Origin of the sequence: Ralstonia sp. RRA (assembly GCF_037023145.1) — a bacterium.
Taxonomy (GTDB): domain Bacteria; phylum Pseudomonadota; class Gammaproteobacteria; order Burkholderiales; family Burkholderiaceae; genus Ralstonia.
Genome location: NZ_CP146091.1, coordinates 3,008,405 through 3,024,719 on the forward strand (window position 1 = coordinate 3,008,405; position 16,315 = coordinate 3,024,719).

At 66.2% G+C, this 16,315-nt stretch carries 12 protein-coding genes; 6 read left to right on the forward strand and 6 right to left on the reverse strand.

Going from position 1 to position 16,315, the window contains the following annotated elements; all coding sequences use genetic code 11:
* Nucleotides 1-298: 298 nt before the first annotated feature.
* Complete coding sequence (gene coq7, locus V6657_RS14460) at nt 299-952, reverse strand: 2-polyprenyl-3-methyl-6-methoxy-1,4-benzoquinone monooxygenase (RefSeq protein WP_048933147.1); 654 nt, start codon at nt 950-952, stop codon at nt 299-301.
* A gap of 393 nt (nt 953-1,345) precedes the next feature.
* On the opposite strand from coq7, the gene V6657_RS14465 reads away from it, so the two are divergent.
* The gene (locus tag V6657_RS14465) at nt 1,346-2,506 is read left to right on the forward strand and encodes a porin (protein WP_048933148.1); all 1,161 of its coding nucleotides are present in this window, start codon (nt 1,346-1,348) and stop codon (nt 2,504-2,506) included.
* A 166-nt stretch (nt 2,507-2,672) separates the two neighbouring features.
* Nucleotides 2,673-3,989 carry an MFS transporter gene (locus tag V6657_RS14470; RefSeq protein WP_048933149.1) on the forward strand — a complete coding sequence of 439 codons (1,317 nt, stop codon included), beginning with the start codon at nt 2,673-2,675 and terminating at the stop codon, nt 3,987-3,989.
* 21 nt (nt 3,990-4,010) lie between these two features.
* On the opposite strand, the gene V6657_RS14475 is transcribed toward V6657_RS14470, so the two are convergent.
* Nucleotides 4,011-4,562 (reverse strand): DMT family transporter, encoded by a 552-nt coding sequence (locus tag V6657_RS14475; RefSeq protein WP_048933180.1) that lies wholly within the window; start codon nt 4,560-4,562, stop codon nt 4,011-4,013.
* A gap of 88 nt (nt 4,563-4,650) precedes the next feature.
* On the opposite strand from V6657_RS14475, the gene V6657_RS14480 reads away from it, so the two are divergent.
* Complete coding sequence (locus V6657_RS14480; RefSeq protein ID WP_048933150.1) at nt 4,651-5,559, forward strand: LysR family transcriptional regulator; 909 nt, start codon at nt 4,651-4,653, stop codon at nt 5,557-5,559.
* Nucleotides 5,560-5,717: 158 nt separating this feature from the next.
* Nucleotides 5,718-6,335, forward strand: coding sequence for a hemolysin III family protein (locus V6657_RS14485; RefSeq protein ID WP_048933151.1), 618 nt, complete (start codon nt 5,718-5,720; stop codon nt 6,333-6,335).
* Between the two features lie 83 nt (nt 6,336-6,418).
* Here the strand turns inward: V6657_RS14485 and V6657_RS14490 are convergent, their stop codons facing one another.
* From V6657_RS14490 to V6657_RS14505, 4 genes are all read right to left on the reverse strand, one after another.
* Nucleotides 6,419-8,128 (reverse strand): long-chain fatty acid--CoA ligase, encoded by a 1,710-nt coding sequence (locus V6657_RS14490; protein WP_048933152.1) that lies wholly within the window; start codon nt 8,126-8,128, stop codon nt 6,419-6,421.
* A gap of 150 nt (nt 8,129-8,278) precedes the next feature.
* On the reverse strand, nt 8,279-9,379 hold the full coding sequence (locus V6657_RS14495) for an aminopeptidase (RefSeq protein WP_048933153.1): 1,101 nt from the start codon (nt 9,377-9,379) through the stop codon (nt 8,279-8,281).
* A 10-nt stretch (nt 9,380-9,389) separates the two neighbouring features.
* Nucleotides 9,390-11,480: a molybdopterin oxidoreductase family protein gene (locus V6657_RS14500; RefSeq protein ID WP_048933154.1), complete on the reverse strand. Its 2,091-nt coding sequence runs from the start codon at nt 11,478-11,480 to the stop codon at nt 9,390-9,392.
* A 72-nt stretch (nt 11,481-11,552) separates the two neighbouring features.
* Nucleotides 11,553-12,554, reverse strand: a complete 1,002-nt coding sequence (locus V6657_RS14505) for a LacI family DNA-binding transcriptional regulator (RefSeq protein WP_048933155.1) — start codon at nt 12,552-12,554, stop codon at nt 11,553-11,555.
* A gap of 216 nt (nt 12,555-12,770) precedes the next feature.
* Here V6657_RS14505 and ptsP point away from each other — a divergent pair, with 216 nt between their 5' ends.
* Together ptsP and pfkB are read left to right on the forward strand one after the other, a co-directional pair.
* Nucleotides 12,771-15,332, forward strand: coding sequence for a phosphoenolpyruvate--protein phosphotransferase (gene ptsP / locus V6657_RS14510; RefSeq protein WP_048933156.1), 2,562 nt, complete (start codon nt 12,771-12,773; stop codon nt 15,330-15,332).
* Nucleotides 15,329-16,303: a 1-phosphofructokinase gene (gene pfkB / locus V6657_RS14515; protein ID WP_048933157.1), complete on the forward strand. Its 975-nt coding sequence runs from the start codon at nt 15,329-15,331 to the stop codon at nt 16,301-16,303. The genes ptsP and pfkB overlap by 4 nt, the downstream gene beginning before the upstream one ends.
* Nucleotides 16,304-16,315: the final 12 nt, after the last annotated feature.

A 16,315-nucleotide genomic window follows, 5' to 3' on the forward strand; every position in this document is an offset into this window, starting at 1 on the left:
AAACCACAAAACTACACTTTCTGACACTGTTTCCCACTTTAGAGGAACCATTTTAGGCGGTCAAGGCTTGTCAGAGGCTGCGAGAGGGAAAATTTGCAATCAGAACAATGACTTAGCGAGTCCCGGCAGGGCATCCGAGCCACTTTTCTCAATCAAATGAAGGAGATAGCGTGATTTATGTAGAAACCACGTGAAAGAATGGCACGCGACAAAGCCCGCAGCGGCAGGCAAAGGGCCACTGCGGCGCAAGTCGGGCGAATGGTGGAGAGCGGGTTGCCGCCGGGTGGCGGCACGCGGTTCAGATGCGGTAGGCGGCGGTCGTCATGACGCGCGACGCAGCACGCATAGCTTGGCGGACAGGTTCAGGGAGATCGATGCCGCCGGCCTCGCGGGCATTGTCGCCGTGGCGGATTTCGTCGTCGCGCATCTGGGCGACGATGGCGCGCGAGCGGGTGTCCTGTTCGGGCAGTTTGTCGAGATGGCCGTCGAGATGATGCTCGACCTGGCGCTCGGTCTCGGCGACGAAGCCGAGGCTGATCTTGTCGCCCAGGCGGCCGGCCAGCGCACCGATGGCGAAGGCACCGGCGTACCACAGCGGGTTGAGCAGGCTTGGGCGGTCGTTCAATTCCTGCAAGCGCTGGGCGCACCAGGCAAGGTGGTCCTCTTCTTCGCGGGCGGCTTCGTCGAGTTGCGCGCGGATGGCGGGGTCACGCGCAAACAGCGCTTGCCCCTGGTACAGCGCCTGGGCGCACACCTCACCCACGTGATTGACGCGCATCAGGCCAGCGGCATGACGACGCTCTGCCTCGGAGAGCTTGGCCGCGTCACCGGGGCCAGTGGCAGAGGCACCGGAGGCGATGACGGCATCGGCAGGGTTCGGTCGGCTGGCGCGGGTAACGCCGGTCACAGCGCGCAGGGCGCGGTCGAATTCGGGAAGGAAATTGTCGAGCATGCAGGTCGATCCTGAGATCAGGCGCCGCCAGCACTGACGTGCGGCGCGTGCGCCATTGTAAGGCCGCGGCCTGGCACGACCTTGCTCCCAATCAGAATCGGAACTACCAAACACAACTGTACGGGATAACCCTGTTGGCACTGGGATCGCATCCAAAATTGCAAGGAATCGCCAGCGCACATCGCATTTCTATTTCTGAATTCGAAACAGCCTGTTGCCCGGATCAGACAGCAAACGGGCGTTTGCGAACATTCGTTCGCAAATTTCGACCGAGACTTGTAACGCGTTGCTACATTAATCAGCGACTTCACTTGAAAGTCGTGGGGCGGGAAGACGGGAACGGAGGGTCTGCCCGCCACCAAGTTCAATAAATAAGGATCTGGAGACCGACCGATGAAGAAATCGCTGCTGGCATTGGCAGTGCTGGGCACGTTTGCGGGTGTTGCGCAGGCTCAGTCAAGTGTGACGCTGTACGGCGTGGTCGACGCTAACGTCGAATACGTCAACCACGAGCAGAACGTAACGGCGGCAGGCGTCGCCATTCCGGGCAGCAGCGGTTCGCGCCTTGCGATGCAGGCAGGCGGCCTGTCTTCCAACCGTTGGGGCCTGCGCGGCGTCGAAGACATCGGTGGCGGGCTCAAGAGCCTGTTCGTGCTGGAATCCGGCTTCTCGATGGATGACGGCAAGCTGCAGCAAGGTGGCCGCCTGTTCGGCCGCCAAGCCTTTGTGGGCCTGCAGGGCAACTGGGGCAAGGTCACGCTGGGCCGTCAATACACCACGATCTTCGACATGATGGCGAACTTCTCGCCGAGCGGTTACGCCACGCAGTGGGAGCCGGTGGTCGGCCTGCTGGGCGCGAACTTCCGCGAAGACAACGTGATCAAGTACACCGGCGCGTTCGGTCCGCTGACGGTCGTGGGCCACTGGTCCTTCGGCGAGCGCGCGGGCAGCAACACGGCCAACTCGGCCTATGGCGTGGGCGCGAACTACTTTGCTGGCCCGTTCGGCTTGGGCGTGGCGTATGACGAAGTGAAGGTGCCGTCGGTGCAGGAACTCGCCGGCGGCCCGGGCAACGACTACGGCCGCGACAAGCGCGCTGCCGTGGCCGCCAGCTACACGACGGGCCCGATCAAGGTGATGGGCGGCTACCGCTACGGCAACACCCAGGCTCCGAGCACCGGCACGCCGGCCCTGATTCCGCACCGCGACGATCTCTACTGGCTGGGCGTGAACTACCAGGCAACCACGGCGCTGGGCCTGACGCTGTCGTACTACTACGACAAGATCAAGGAAGCGACCATTGGCGGCGTGTCGATCAACCCGCGCAACCCGCAGCAGTGGAACTTCATCGCCGATTACAACTTCTCGAAGCGCACCGACGTGTACCTGACCGCAGCGTATTCGCGCAACGGCTCGCTGAACTGGGATTCGATCGGCTACACGCCCACGGGGATGTCCGTTGGCTACCTGCCGGCCGCATCGCAGACGTACTTCATCACGCCGGACTCGAACAGCCAGTTGGGCGTGGCGGTTGGTGTGCGCCACAAGTTCTAACGCGCAGCACAGACTGTTTTTGCCCGCCGCCCCTCTCCTTGGCGGGCGCAGGAAGGCACCTTCGGGTGCCTTTTTGCATGGCCGCGCGCTATGCTCTGGCGGGCCGCCCGATGCACGATGGGCGGCCCACATAACGACAACAACGCGAACCCCACGGGAGACCTGCATGTCCTCTTCGACGCCTTCTACCTTGGCGACACCCACTGCCGACACAACCACCGAAACAAGTCGTTCGCGCATCATCTTTGCGAGCTTCATCGGCACGGCCATCGAGTTCTACGACTTCTACGTCTACGCCACGGCTGCAGCGCTGGTGATCGGGCCCGTGTTCTTCCCGCACGGCTCGGCCACGGCGCAAGCGCTCTCGGCCTTCGTCACGTTCGGCATTGCCTTTATCGCACGGCCGATCGGCTCGTTCCTGTTCGGCCACTTTGGTGACCGGATCGGGCGCAAATCGACGCTGGTCGCATCGCTGCTGGTGATGGGTATCTCGACCACGCTGATCGGGCTGGTGCCGGGATACGACAGCATCGGCACGTTGGCGCCGGTCCTGCTGTGCATCTTGCGCTTTGGCCAGGGTATCGGCCTGGGTGGCGAATGGGGCGGCGCGGCGTTGCTGGCGACCGAGAACGCGCCGGCTGGCAAGCGTGGGTGGTTCGGCATGTTCCCGCAGTTGGGGCCGTCGGTGGGCTTCCTGGCTTCGAACGGGTTGTTCTTCGGATTGGCCATCGCCCTGTCGGACGAGCAGTTCCGCAGTTGGGGCTGGCGCGTGCCGTTCCTGGTGAGCGCGGTGCTGGTGGCGCTGGGCTTGTATGTGCGCTTGAAGATTGCGGAAACGCCGGCCTTCCAAGCCGCCATCGACCGCCAAGAACGCGTGAAGGTACCCGTTGCCGAACTGCTGTCGCGCCATTGGTGGCCGACGCTGCTGGGCGCGCTGGCCATGGTGGTCTGCTACACGCTGTTCTATATCTCGACGGTGTTCTCGCTGTCGTACGGCGTGAGCACGCTGCACTTCTCGCGCCCCGAATTCCTTGGGCTGCTGTGCCTGGCAGTGGTGTTCATGGGTCTGGCGACGCCGCTCTCGGCCCTGGCATCCGACCGCTTCGGGCGCAAGCCGGTGCTGATCGTCGGCATCATCGCGGCCATCCTGTCGGGCTTCACGATGGCGCCGCTGCTGGGTAGTGGGTCGACGCCGCTGGTGGCGCTGTTCCTCATCATCGAGCTGTTCCTGATGGGCGTGACCTTCGCACCCATGGGGGCGCTGCTGCCGGAGCTGTTCCCGACCCACGTGCGCTACACCGGTGCGGGCGTGTCGTACAACCTGGGCGGCATTCTCGGTGCTTCGATTGCGCCTTACATCGCGCAGGTGCTGGCCTCGCAAGGCGGCCTGGGCTGGGTGGGCATGTATGTGTCGACGGCTGCGGCCGTCAGCCTGATTGGCGTGCTGTGCATGCGTGAGACGCGCGACGCCAGCCTGATGTAAGCCAACCCCCGCCTCGGCTGCTTATGGCCGGGGCGCTGCCTGAACCGCTTGTGCCACCGTTGCCGCATCTTCGGCCGGCACAGGCTGTGGCGCTCGCTGGGGTGGCTGCGTAGACCACTGCACCAGCAGCATCCCCACGCAGATCAGCGCCACCCCGGCAATGCGCCCCGCATTGATCGGCTTGACTGCCAACCCCATTAACCCGAAGTGGTCGATCAGCAGCGAGGCCAGCATTTGCCCCGCGATCACGCAGACGATGAAGGTGGTGGCCCCCAGGCGCGGCGTCATCGTCAGCGCGGCGGTGAGGTAGATCACACCGGCGATGCCGCCAAACCACGCCCACATGGGCAACCGCATGGCCTGCCCGACCATCGGCAGCGGCACGCGCAGCGCAATCAGCACCGGCACCACCATCAACAGGCTGACCAGCAGCGACGCCACCGTCGCCCACAACGGGTGTCCAAGCGCACGCCCAAGCGTCGCGTTGCTGCCGGCCTGAAACGGCACCAGCGCGCCGGCAATGAGCGCCATCAACGCCAGCCCGGCGGTAGATAGAGAAAGCGAATTCGACATGAGATCGGCTCCTGCATAGGTATTGCCGATCATTTTCCGTTATCGATAATATGAATGGAAATTCGAACTACGCATCCAGGCTATTCGCATGGCGAATCCACTTCAGCGCATCGACCTGAACCTGCTCGTGACCCTGCATGCGCTGCTGAACGAGCAGCACATCTCGCGTGCGGCCGTGCGGTTGCACAAGAGCCAGCCGGCGGTGAGCCACGCCCTGGCGCATCTGCGCGAGCTGTTTGGCGATCCGCTGCTGGTGCGGCGTGGCGGCAAGCTAGCGCTAACAGCGCGTGCGCGCGAACTGTCGCAGCCGCTGGAAGATGTGCTTGATCAACTCGGCGCGCTGCTGGCACCGCCGGCCTTTGATGCCGCGGCTGCGCAGCGCGTGTTCCGCCTGGTGATGTCGGACTACGGCGCACGCACTGTTCTGCCTGAACTGATCCGGCGGCTGCGGGCCGAAGCGCCGGGCATCGACCTCGTGGTCACACAATCCACGCGCGAGCTGATGCCGCAGCAGGTACTCGACGGCGAGGTGGATCTCGCGCTGGGCGTATTCCCCTCGCCACCGCCGGAGCTGCTGGCCGAGGCACTGTTCACCGACACCTTTGCCTGCGCGGCCGATGCGACCACCCTGCCCACCTCGGGCGCGCTCACGCTGAAAAGCTGGCTGACGCGCCCGCACGCGCTGGTCGCCATGCGCGGCGGCGTCGACAACGAGATCGACCGTGCCTTGGCTCGCCTTGGACACACGCGGCGCATCGCGATCACCCTGCCGCACTGGGGCGTGGCCAATGACCTGATCGCCGGAACGGACCTGGTGCTGACGGTGGCGCGCCGAAACCTCGACCGATTGGGCGGCGACGCCCGCTTGGGCGTATTCGCCGCGCCCTTCCCGATCGAGCCGTTCACGTTTGGGCATCTGTGGCACCCGCGCCGACAGAACGATCCCGCGCACCAGTGGCTGCGACGCGCCATCGCTGAGGTCGTGCAAACGCCTTGAGGCCTTGCGATCAAGGCACGCAACGCGCGTTTGCCCTTCATCAGGCAAGGGCCCTCTTGCCTGAGGGCTGTCGCAGCAGAACCCTGCGATCGCGTGCAAAAATACAGCCTTTGCATTCGCGCGAATGCACGCCAACCGAGCTTCCCGGAGATCCACGCATGTATCACGGAGAACGTTTCAATGGCTTCAGCCACCTGGCCGGGGCCATCCTTGCCGCTGCCGGCATGGCGGTGCTGGTGACATCCTCGGCGCTGCACCACGATGCCTGGAAGGTGGTCAGCTCCGTGGTCTACGGCACCACGCTGGTCCTGCTGTACACGATCTCGACGCTGTATCACAGCCTGCGTGGCCCGGCCAAAGGCATCTTTCAGCGGCTGGACTACTGCGCCATCTATCTGCTGATTGCCGGCAGCTATACGCCGTTCGCACTGGTGACGCTGCGCGGCCCGTGGGGCTGGACACTGTTCGGCATCAACTGGGCACTGGCGGCCATCGGCATTGCGCAGGAACTCTGGATCGGCCGCCGCACGCGCCTGTTCTCGCTGCTGATCTACGTGGTGATGGGGTGGCTGGTGCTGATTGCCATGGGACCATTGGCGGCTGCATTGCCTGCGCCGGGCCTGTGGTGGCTGGTGGCAGGCGGCGCGCTCTATACCGCGGGCGTCGGGTTCTTCCTCTTCGACGAAAAAGTGCGGCACTTCCACGGCATCTGGCACCTGTTCGTGCTGGCGGGCAGTGTGTGCCAGTTCATCAGTATCCTGCTGTACGTGGGCTGACCGTCGGCTGAATCACCGCAATCAATAAAAAAGCCGCGATCTCTCGCGGCTTTTTCTTTGCGCCTACGCAGAATTACGCAGACTCAGGCACGCTTCTTCATCGCCTCGTCGCGCAGTTCGCGGCGCAGGATCTTGCCGACGTTGGTCTTCGGCAGCTCGTTGCGGAACTCGATGAACTTCGGGCGCTTGTAGCCGGTGAGCTGCTCCTTGCAGAACTCCTGCAGCTTCTCTTCGGTGAGCGTCGGGTCACGGCGCACCACGAACAGTTTGACGACCTCGCCCGAGTGCACGTCCGGTACGCCCACGGCGGCCACTTCCAGCACGCCCGGGCACATCGCCACCACGCCTTCGACCTCGTTCGGGTACACGTTGAAGCCCGACACCAGGATCATGTCCTTCTTGCGATCGACGATCTTGGTGTAGCCGCGCTCGTCCATCACGCCCACGTCGCCGGTCTTGAAGTAACCGTCGGCGTACATGACCTTGGCGGTCTCGTCCGGGCGCTTCCAGTAGCCGGCCATGACCTGAGGACCGCGGATGCAGATTTCGCCCGCCTGACCGATCGGCAGATCGCGGCCTTCATCGTCACGGATGGCGATTTCGGTGCCCGGAATCGGCAGGCCAACGGTGCCCGAGAAGGTGTCCGTGTTGGTCGGGTTGCAGATGGCCGACGGCGAGGTTTCCGACAAGCCATAGCCTTCGATGATCGGGCAGCCGGTCACCTCGAGCCACTTCTTGGCCACGGCTTCCTGCACCGCCATGCCGCCGCCGTTGGCCACGCGCAGGTTGGAGCAGTCGACATCCTTGAACTCGGGGTTGTTCAGCAGCGCGTTGTACAGCGTGTTCACGGCCGGGAACATGTGGAAGCGGTACTGCTTGAGCACCTTGATGAAGCCCGGAATGTCACGCGGGTTCGGGATCAGCACCGCCAACCCACCCTTGCGCATCGACAGCAGGCAGCACACCGTCAGCGCGAAGATGTGATACAGCGGCAGCGCGGTGATCGTGACGATCTCTTCGTCGGCACCCAGCATGCGGCCGTCGCGGCCGGGCTTGGTGAGCGCCGGGTTCATCCACGCCTCAGACTGCAGCACGTTGGCGACGATGTTCCGGTGCAGCAGCGTCGCGCCCTTCGACACGCCGGTGGTGCCGCCGGTGTATTGCAGGAAGGCCACATCGTCCGGGCCGACGGAGGTCGGCTTGAGCGCCAGCTTGGCGCCCTCTTCCAGCGCGGTGTTGAAGCGGATGCAGCTGGGCAGCTCCCACGCCGGCACCATCTTCTTGACACTGCGCACGACAAAGTTGACCAGCATGCCCTTGAGGCCGCCCAGCATGTCGCCCATGCTGGCCACCACGATGTGCTTGACCGGCGTGTTGGGCAGCACCTGCTGCAGCGTCGTCGCGAAGTTCTCCAGGATGATGATGGCTTCGGCGCCGCTGTCCTTGAGCTGGTGTTCCAGCTCGCGCGGGGTGTAGAGCGGGTTGACGTTGACGACCACGTAGCCGGCGCGCAGCACAGCGGCCAGCGCCACCGGGTACTGCAGCACGTTCGGCATCATCAGCGCGACGCGGGCGCCGGGCGCCAGGCCACGCGATTGCAGCCAGGCCGCCAGTTGGCGCGACAGCGTATCGATCTCGCCGTAGGTCAGGACCTTGCCCATGCACTCGAAAGCGCGGCGATTGCGGTTCTTCTGAAAGGAATCTTCAAGCAGATGCGCCAGCGATCGATACTGCGACGCATCGATGTCGGCGGGCACCCCGGCGGGGTACTGCTTCAGCCACGGTTTATCCATGGGCGTGTCTCCTGGCGATTGTCGATTTTTTCGAATGGTCGTTCGATTTTTTCCGCATCGTACGCGGATGTTTGTGTCAAAACAATAACTTAGACGGTTCCCTCAGCCCATCGTGCATGCTTGAAACCGGCGCAGAAACCGCCGCTGGCATCACTTTTGCGTGACCGCGCCATCTGCCCCAAGCAGCGCCGGCGGAGCCAATGCCCGCAGCGTAGCCTCACGCTTGGGCTTAGGCTCGTGCGCCATGGTTTTGACGTCAGCGTAGAAGCGCGCCCAGTCACCACCGTCACGGTGATACAGCGCCGTGAACGCCGGCACCCACTCCAGGTAACTCGCCACGGCGCCCAGATGCGCATTCGACAGCGGCTGCGCGAACCAGCGGTCGTAGCCGGTATAGCCGCCCCAGCTTGCCTTGAGCTTGGCGTAATCCGCTTGCAGGCTCGCGAAGATGGCGCGTTTGCCGGCGCGCTTCTCATCGTTCGACACGGGGCTGGCGTACAGCGTCTCAAGCCGGTTGCGATAGTCCAGCAACAGGGCGCGGAATTGTACGCGGCGGGCATCGTATGTGGCGTATTCCGCGCGGACTTCGGGCGTTGCTGCGTCAGCCAGCCAACGTTCAACGCCAATCGTCTCGACTGCGGTGGCGAAGGATTCATTGAAGGCCGTGTCGCCCTTGGCATAGACCACCTGGTGCGCCAGCTCATGGAAGATCAGGCGTGCCAGTTCGCCCTCGGGCAGGCCGACGAAGGTGTTGAGCAGCGGGTCATCGAAATAACCCAGTGTGGAATACGCAGGAATCCCGGCCACGTCCACGTCCAAACCCTGGGCGCGCAGCGTGTCGGCATAGGCCTCTGCCGCATTGCGGTCGTAGTAGCCGCGATAGGTCACGCAGCCGACGACGAGGAAACACCACTCCTTGAGCTTGACCGACAGCTCCGGCGCGGCAAACACGTTCCACACTGCGAATGGGCGCTTCAGGTTGGCGTAGACGCGATAGCTGCCGTTATCTGGCAGCGCCAGCTCGCGTGAGGCGTAGATGCGGATGCTGCGGGCATCCTCCAGCCGCTTGGCGAGCTTGTCGTTATGCGCGGTGCGGGCGTCTTCGATGGCCTGGTCGATCGGCTCGCGCTGCGCCATCAACGAAAGGTGCCCGGTCACCGACTGGTAGTAGTAGCCAAGGGTGTCGCAACCGGTCAGCAATGCCGAACCCGCCAGCGACAGCACCACGCACAGCGCGCGAACGCCACGCATCGCGGCCTCGTCAGGCGGCCTGCGCGACGGGCGCGACCTCGACCAGGCAGTCGTAGAAGGTGGGCGCCCTGCCCATGTCGGTCAGGCGCTGGCTGGTCAGCTCGTTGGCGTTGGTGCCGTCGGGCGCGAGCTTCTTCCACCAGATCGACAGGCCGACGACCACGCCGCGCCGCGCGCGGTCGGTCACGCGGGCGCGCGCCTGCATGGTGCCGCGGTCATTGAAGATGCAGACGAGTTCACCATCGACTACGCCGCGTGCCTGTGCATCGTCGGGGTGGATATCCAGGTGCGGCTCGCCCTCGGTGCTGCGCAGGCTGTCGACGTTGACGAAGGTCGAGTTCAGGAAATTGCGCGCCGGCGGCGAGATCATCGACAGCGGATAGCGTTTGGCCAGCTCCGGCGTGCTGATGACCGATTCGTACGGCGGCACGTAGCCGGGCAACGGGTCGAGGCCGTCCTTGGCCATCTGTTCGGAATAGAACTCGCAGCGGCCGGACGGCGTGCGATAGCCGCCACGCGCGAGCGGCGCGGCGGGGTGCGCCAGCTTCTGCCAGCCCTCGCGCTTGAGCGTGGCCCAGTCGATGTGCGCGGCGGCCGGATCATCACGGCGGATGGCCTGCGCGGCAATCTCGTCGTCGGAATCAGCGAAACACGCGTCGGTAAAGCCCATGCGTTGCGCGATGCGGCGGAAGATCTCCGTGTTCGGCAGCGACTGGCCCATCGGTGCGATGGCGGCGTTGTTGGCCAGCACGTAGGTGTGGCCGTAGGCCTTGTGCACGTCCACGTGTTCGAGCTGCGTGGTGGCGGGCAAGAGGATGTCGGCGTAATCGGCGGTGTCGGTCTGGAAGTGTTCCAGCACCACGGTGAAGAGGTCTTCGCGTGCGAAGCCAGCCGCCACCTTGCGCGAGTCCGGCGCCACGGCCACCGGGTTGCTGTTGTAGACGACCACCGCCTCCACCTTCGGGCCGAATGCCGCGTCGCCCGTGTGCAGCAACGCGTCGCCGATGGTGCTCATGTTGATGGTGCGCGGCAGCCCATGGGGCAGCAGGTCTGGGCGCTGCAGCTTGGCGGTGTCGACCGGGAAGAAGCCCGACGTCGAGAGTTGCAGCCCGCCCGCCGCATCGCGCCACGCGCCCACCAGCGACGGCAAGCACGCCACCGCACGCACGCCCTGCCCGCCGCCGTGGGCGCGCTGCATGCCGTAGTTCAGGCGGATGGCTGCCGGCTGCTTGTCGCGCACGACCGTCGTACCGTACAGCTTGGCGAGCCATTCGATGTCCGCCGCATCGACGCCGCACAGCGTGGCTGCGTATTCCGGCGTGTATTGCTGAGCACGCTCGCGCAGTGCTTCGAAACCGAGCGTGTGGTTGGCGATGTAATCGTGGTCGAGCAAGCCATCGCGGATCAGCACGTGGATCATCGCCAGCGCCAGCGCCGCATCGGTGCCGGGGCGCACGGCCAGATGGCGGTGGCACTTCTCGGCCGTCAGCGAGCGGTATGGGTCAATCGCCACCAGCGTGGCGCCGCGCCGCTTGGCTTCCTGCGCGCGCGTCCAGAAATGCAGGTTCGAGGCGATCGGGTTGGCGCCCCAGATCAGGATCAGCTTGGCGTCCTGCACGTGCTCGATGTCCATGCCCAGGCTCGCGCCATACGTGTACCGCAGCGCCGTCGCCCCAGCCGAGGCGCAGATGGTGCGATCCAGCAACGACGCGCCCAGCTTGTGGAAGAAGCGCGCGGCCATGCTCTCGCCCTGCACCAGCCCCATGGTGCCGGCGTAGCTGTACGGGAGGATGCCTTCGGGGTTGCGTGCCGCGATGTCGCCCAGACGTGCGGCGATGGTGTCGAGCGCCTCGTCCCAGGTGATGGGTTCGAACTTGCCCTCGCCCTTGGCACCCACGCGCTTCATCGGCGTCAGCAGGCGGTTCGGGTGGTAGGTGCGTTCGGTGTAGCGGTTGACCTTGGTGCAGAGCACGCCGGCCGTGGTCGGGTGGTCCGGGTCGCCCTGCACGCGGGTGGCGCGGCCGTCTTCCACGGTGACGAGCAAGGCGCAGGTGTCGGGGCAGTCGTGCGGGCAGGCGGCACGGATGACTTGGGTGGACATCGGGGGCTCCGGAGTGGGGTGGCGGCCGCATAACGTGCGTGACCGCGATGATCCGGAAATTGTAATCGCCTGCTACATGCCACGCAGCGGTGTAGAACCCCGCGTCACCAAGCGCCCCGTCAGCAAGACGCGACGCGTGGGCAAATCAGGTTGCGCGAGGCGGTCTTGCAACATCGCCATCGCCATGCGGCCGATGTCGTACACCGGCTGCTCGATCACGGTGATGCCGGGGCCAGCCAGTTCCGTCCACGGCTCGTTATCAAAGCCCGCCACGGCGATGTCGCGTGGCACCTCCAGCGACAGGCGGCGCAGCGCCCGCAGCATGCCCAGCAGCGATTGCGCGTTACTGGCGACCAGCGCGTCGGGGCGTTCGCCCGACTGTTCACTCGCCGATAGCCACGCCAGCGTCTCGGCCTCGGCGGCCTCGGCGGTGGGCAGGATGAAGCGCGCCTCGGCCGTCAGCCCATTGCGCGCCAGTGCGGCGGCAAACCCAGCCTGGCGCTCGGCGCCGGTGCTACTGGTGCGCCCGAACAGCCCGCCGATGCGGCGATAGCCCTGCGATGCCAAGTGCTCAGCCAGCCCCTGCGCGGCCTGCTGGTTGTCGAGCACCACGGCATCCACGCCACACGCCGGACCGGCGCGGTCGATCAGCACCACCGGATAGCCCAGGTCCACCGGTTGCTGCGCTTCGGCAATGCTGCGCGTTGGGGAAAGGATCACCCCGGTCACACGCTCCTCCGCCATCAGGCGCAGGTACATCGCTTCCTTCTCGGGGTCTTCATCGGAGTTGCAGAGGATCACACGTAGGCCAGCGGCGTAGGCGGCGTCCTCCACCGCGCGGCTGACGCTGGTGAAGAACGGGTTGCGGATGTCCGACACGATCAGCCCGACGGTCTGCGCCTGCTGGGAGCGCAACCGCCGCGCCGACAGGTTCGGCCGATACCCCGACGCCGCCACGGCCGCATCGACGCGCTTGCGCAGTTCCACGCTCACCGGGCCGCCGGCCAGCGCACGCGACACGGTCGCCACCGACACACCCGCCGCCGCTGCCACGTCCTTGATCCGAACCGTCATGCTGAAATCGTTTCCACAAAAACCTCATGATAGCGAAAGGCGACACCGCCACCAATGTCGACGCCTCTCAGGGAAAACCCCGTAAACAGCGGAATAACCGTCACTTTACGCGGCGGCGCACATTGACACCCCAACTGTAATCGATTTCAATTCGCCATCATTGATGACACGTATGCCGGGCCGTACGAGCCCGGCAGCCGCAGGAGACTCCGCCGCATGGCTTCCGCCCTGATCTGCGCCGAACGCATCCGCTTGCAGCAGCACGCCACCGACAAGGCCAGCGCCATCCGCGCCGCCGGCCAGTTGTTGGCCGATTCCGGCTGCATCGACCCCGCCTATATCGACAGCCTCTTGCGCCGCGAAACCGTGGCCAACACGTTTCTCGGGCACGGCGTCGCCATCCCGCACGGCATGGGCGAAGACCGTCACCTGATCCGCCAGACGGGCATTGCCGTGCTGCAGTTTCCCGAGGGGCTGGAATGGCACCCCGGGCAGACCACGCATCTGGTCTTCGCCATTGCCGCGCAATCGGATGAGCACATCGCACTGCTGCGCCGGCTGACGCGCCTGCTGAACGATGACGCACGCCTGCGGCTGCTCTTCACCACGCGCGACGCTGAAGACATCGTCGCCGCGCTCTCCAGCGACGTGCCGGCCCCAGTGGCCAGCGCGCCGGGCACGGACCTCGCCGAGCAGCGCACGCTCGTGCTGGAGTACCCCAGTGGCCTGCATGCCCGACCCGCCGCGCAGTGGGTGGAAGCCGCGCGCCGGTTTGCTGCGCGCATCCAGGTCCGCCATGGCGATGAGACGGCCGATGCCAAGAACCTTGTCGCGCTGCTTCAACTAGGGCTCGCCGCTGGCAGCACGCTGACGCTGTCCGCCGAAGGTCCGGACGCGACCGCTGCGCTCGACGGCCTGCAGCAGACCATCCGCAGCCTGACCGCGCAGGAACGGGCCCAGGCCGCGCGCGACACGCAAGCCGCCCGCGCACGCCAGACCGCGCACGGCTGGCAAGCCGATGCCGCTGCGCCCGCTATCGGCGGCATTGCGGCAAGCCCGGGGCTGGCGATCGGGCCCGTCCACGTGCTGCAGCATGGCGCGACCACGGTGCCCGATCACCCCATCGCCCTCACCACGGGCGGCGACCTGCTGGACAAGGCCCTGGCCGACACACGCGCCGAACTGGCCGCCCTCGCCCACGACACCGCCACCCGCATCGGCGAGGCAGAAGCCGGCATCTTCAAGGCCCAAGCGGAATTGCTGGGCGACACCGACCTGATGACGCTGACCTGTCAGGCCATGGTCGAAGGCCACGGCGTGGCGTGGTCGTGGCATCAGGCGGTGGAGCGGCTGGCCGAGCGGCTGGCCGCGTTGGGCAACCCGCTGCTGGCCGCACGTGCGGCTGACCTGCGCGACGTGGGGCGGCGCGTGCTGGGGCACATCGATCCAGCGTTGCGGGGCACGTCGCAGACGCTGCCGGACACGCCGTGCATCCTGGTTGCGGCCGACCTGTCGCCGTCGGACACGGCCGCGCTAGATACGCGCCGCATCCTCGGTATCGTCACCGCGCAAGGCGGGCCGACCTCGCACACCGCCATCCTGACGCGCACGCTGGGCATTCCCGCCGTCGTGGCCGCCGGCCCTGCGGTGCTGGATGTGGCGCCCGGCACGCAGGTCATCGTGGATGGCACCGGCGGCCGGATGGTGCTGGACCCCGACGCCGCCACCGTCGCCAGCGCGCGTGCCTGGCTGCAAGAAGACGCCGCGCGCACGCAACGCGAACAGGCTGAACGCAGCCTGCCCGCCCGCACCCGCGACGGTCATACGGTGGAGATCGCCGCCAACGTCAACTTGCCCGCGCAGGCCGCCGAGGCCATCACGCTGGGCGCGGAAGGCGTGGGCCTGATGCGCACGGAATTCCTCTTCCTCGAACGCGACCACACGCCCGACGAAGACACCCAGTACGCGGTCTACGCCGAGATGCTCAAGGCCCTGAACGGCCGACCGCTGATCGTGCGCACGCTCGACATCGGCGGCGACAAGCAGGTGCCGCACCTGAACCTGCCCACGGAGGAAAACCCCTTCCTCGGCGTGCGCGGCGCCCGCCTGTTGCTACGCCGGCCCGACCTGATGGAGCCGCAACTGCGTGCGCTGTATCGCGCCGCGCACGATGGCGCCGATAACGCCGGCGAGCATGGCGACAGCAGCACCCTGTCGATCATGTTCCCGATGATCACCTCGGAGAGCGAAGTCATCGCCCTGCGCGCCGCATGCGAGCGCATCCGCACGCAGATGAACGCGCCCCACGTGCCGCTCGGCATCATGGTGGAGGTGCCCGCCGCCGCGCTCCTGGCCGATCGGCTGGCCGAGCATGTCGACTTCTTCTCCATCGGCACCAACGACCTCACGCAATACACGCTGGCAATCGACCGCCAGCACCCGGATCTCGCCGCCGAGGCCGATAGCCTGCACCCCGCCGTGCTGCGCCTGATCCAACAGACTGTGCAAGGTGCAGCGCGCCAGAAACGCTGGGTGGGCGTGTGCGGCGGCCTGGCGGGCGATCCGTTCGGCGCGTTGCTGCTGACCGGCCTGGGCGTGCACGAGCTGTCGATGAGCCCGCGCGACATTCCGCCCGTCAAGGCGCGGCTGCGCGAGGCGGATTTCACCGCGCTCAGTGCGCTGGCCAACCGCGCCCTCGCCTGTGCGTCCGCTCAGGACGTGCGCGCACTGGAAGCCGCCATGCCCAAGGCCATCGGCAAGGAGCAGGCCGCAGCATGAGTACGAAGACAAGTACAAGCGCAAGCGCACGCATCGTCACCGTGACCCTCAACCCGGCCATCGACATGACGGTCGGGCTGGACCACCTCGAACGCGGCCGCGTCAACCTCGGCCGCAGCGTCACGCACCAGGCCGGCGGCAAGGGCGTCAACGTGGCCGGCTGCCTGGCCGACTGGCAAGTGCCCGTGGTGGCCACCGGTCTGCTGGGCGACGCCAATGCGGAGTTGTTCGAAGCGCTGTTCGCGCGCAAGGGCGTGCTCGACGGCTTCTGCCGCGTGCCGGGCAGCAACCGCACCAACATCAAGATCAGCGATGCCTCCGACGGGCAGACCACCGACATCAACCTCCCCGGCATCGACGCCACGCCAGCGGATGTGGAAGCCCTGTGCAAACGCATCGATTCCATCGCTGACGTGGCAGGCGTTGCGCTGTGCGGCAGCTTGGCCGGCGGGCTGCCCGCCGACACCTATGCACAGCTGCTTGCACGATTGAACCAACGTGGCGTGCGCACCCTGCTCGACACCAGCGGCGCACCGCTCGCGCAGGCGCTGGCCGCACCACGCGATGCCCTGCCGACGGCCGTCAAGCCGAACCGGCACGAGCTGGAACTGTGGGCCGGCACCACGCTGCCCACGCTGACAGACGTCGTCAACGCCGCACGCGGCATCCACGCGCGCGGGGTCGCACAGGTCATCGTCTCCCTGGGTGAAGATGGCGCACTGTTCGTCACCGCAGACGGCACCTGGCAGGCCAGCTTGCCCCCCGTGCGCGCCGCCAGCACCGTCGGCGCGGGCGATGCCATGGTGGCCGGCGTGCTGGCCGGCTGGCATGCCGGCGCCAGCACCGAAGACACCGTGCGCCTGTCCGTGGCCTTTGCCGCCTGCAAGCTGCAGCGCCTGGGGCCCCACCTGCCGGCACCCGCGCAGGTGCGCGAACAAGCCGCCGCAGTCCGCATGCAACGCGTGGCCTGAGTGCCCGCAGTC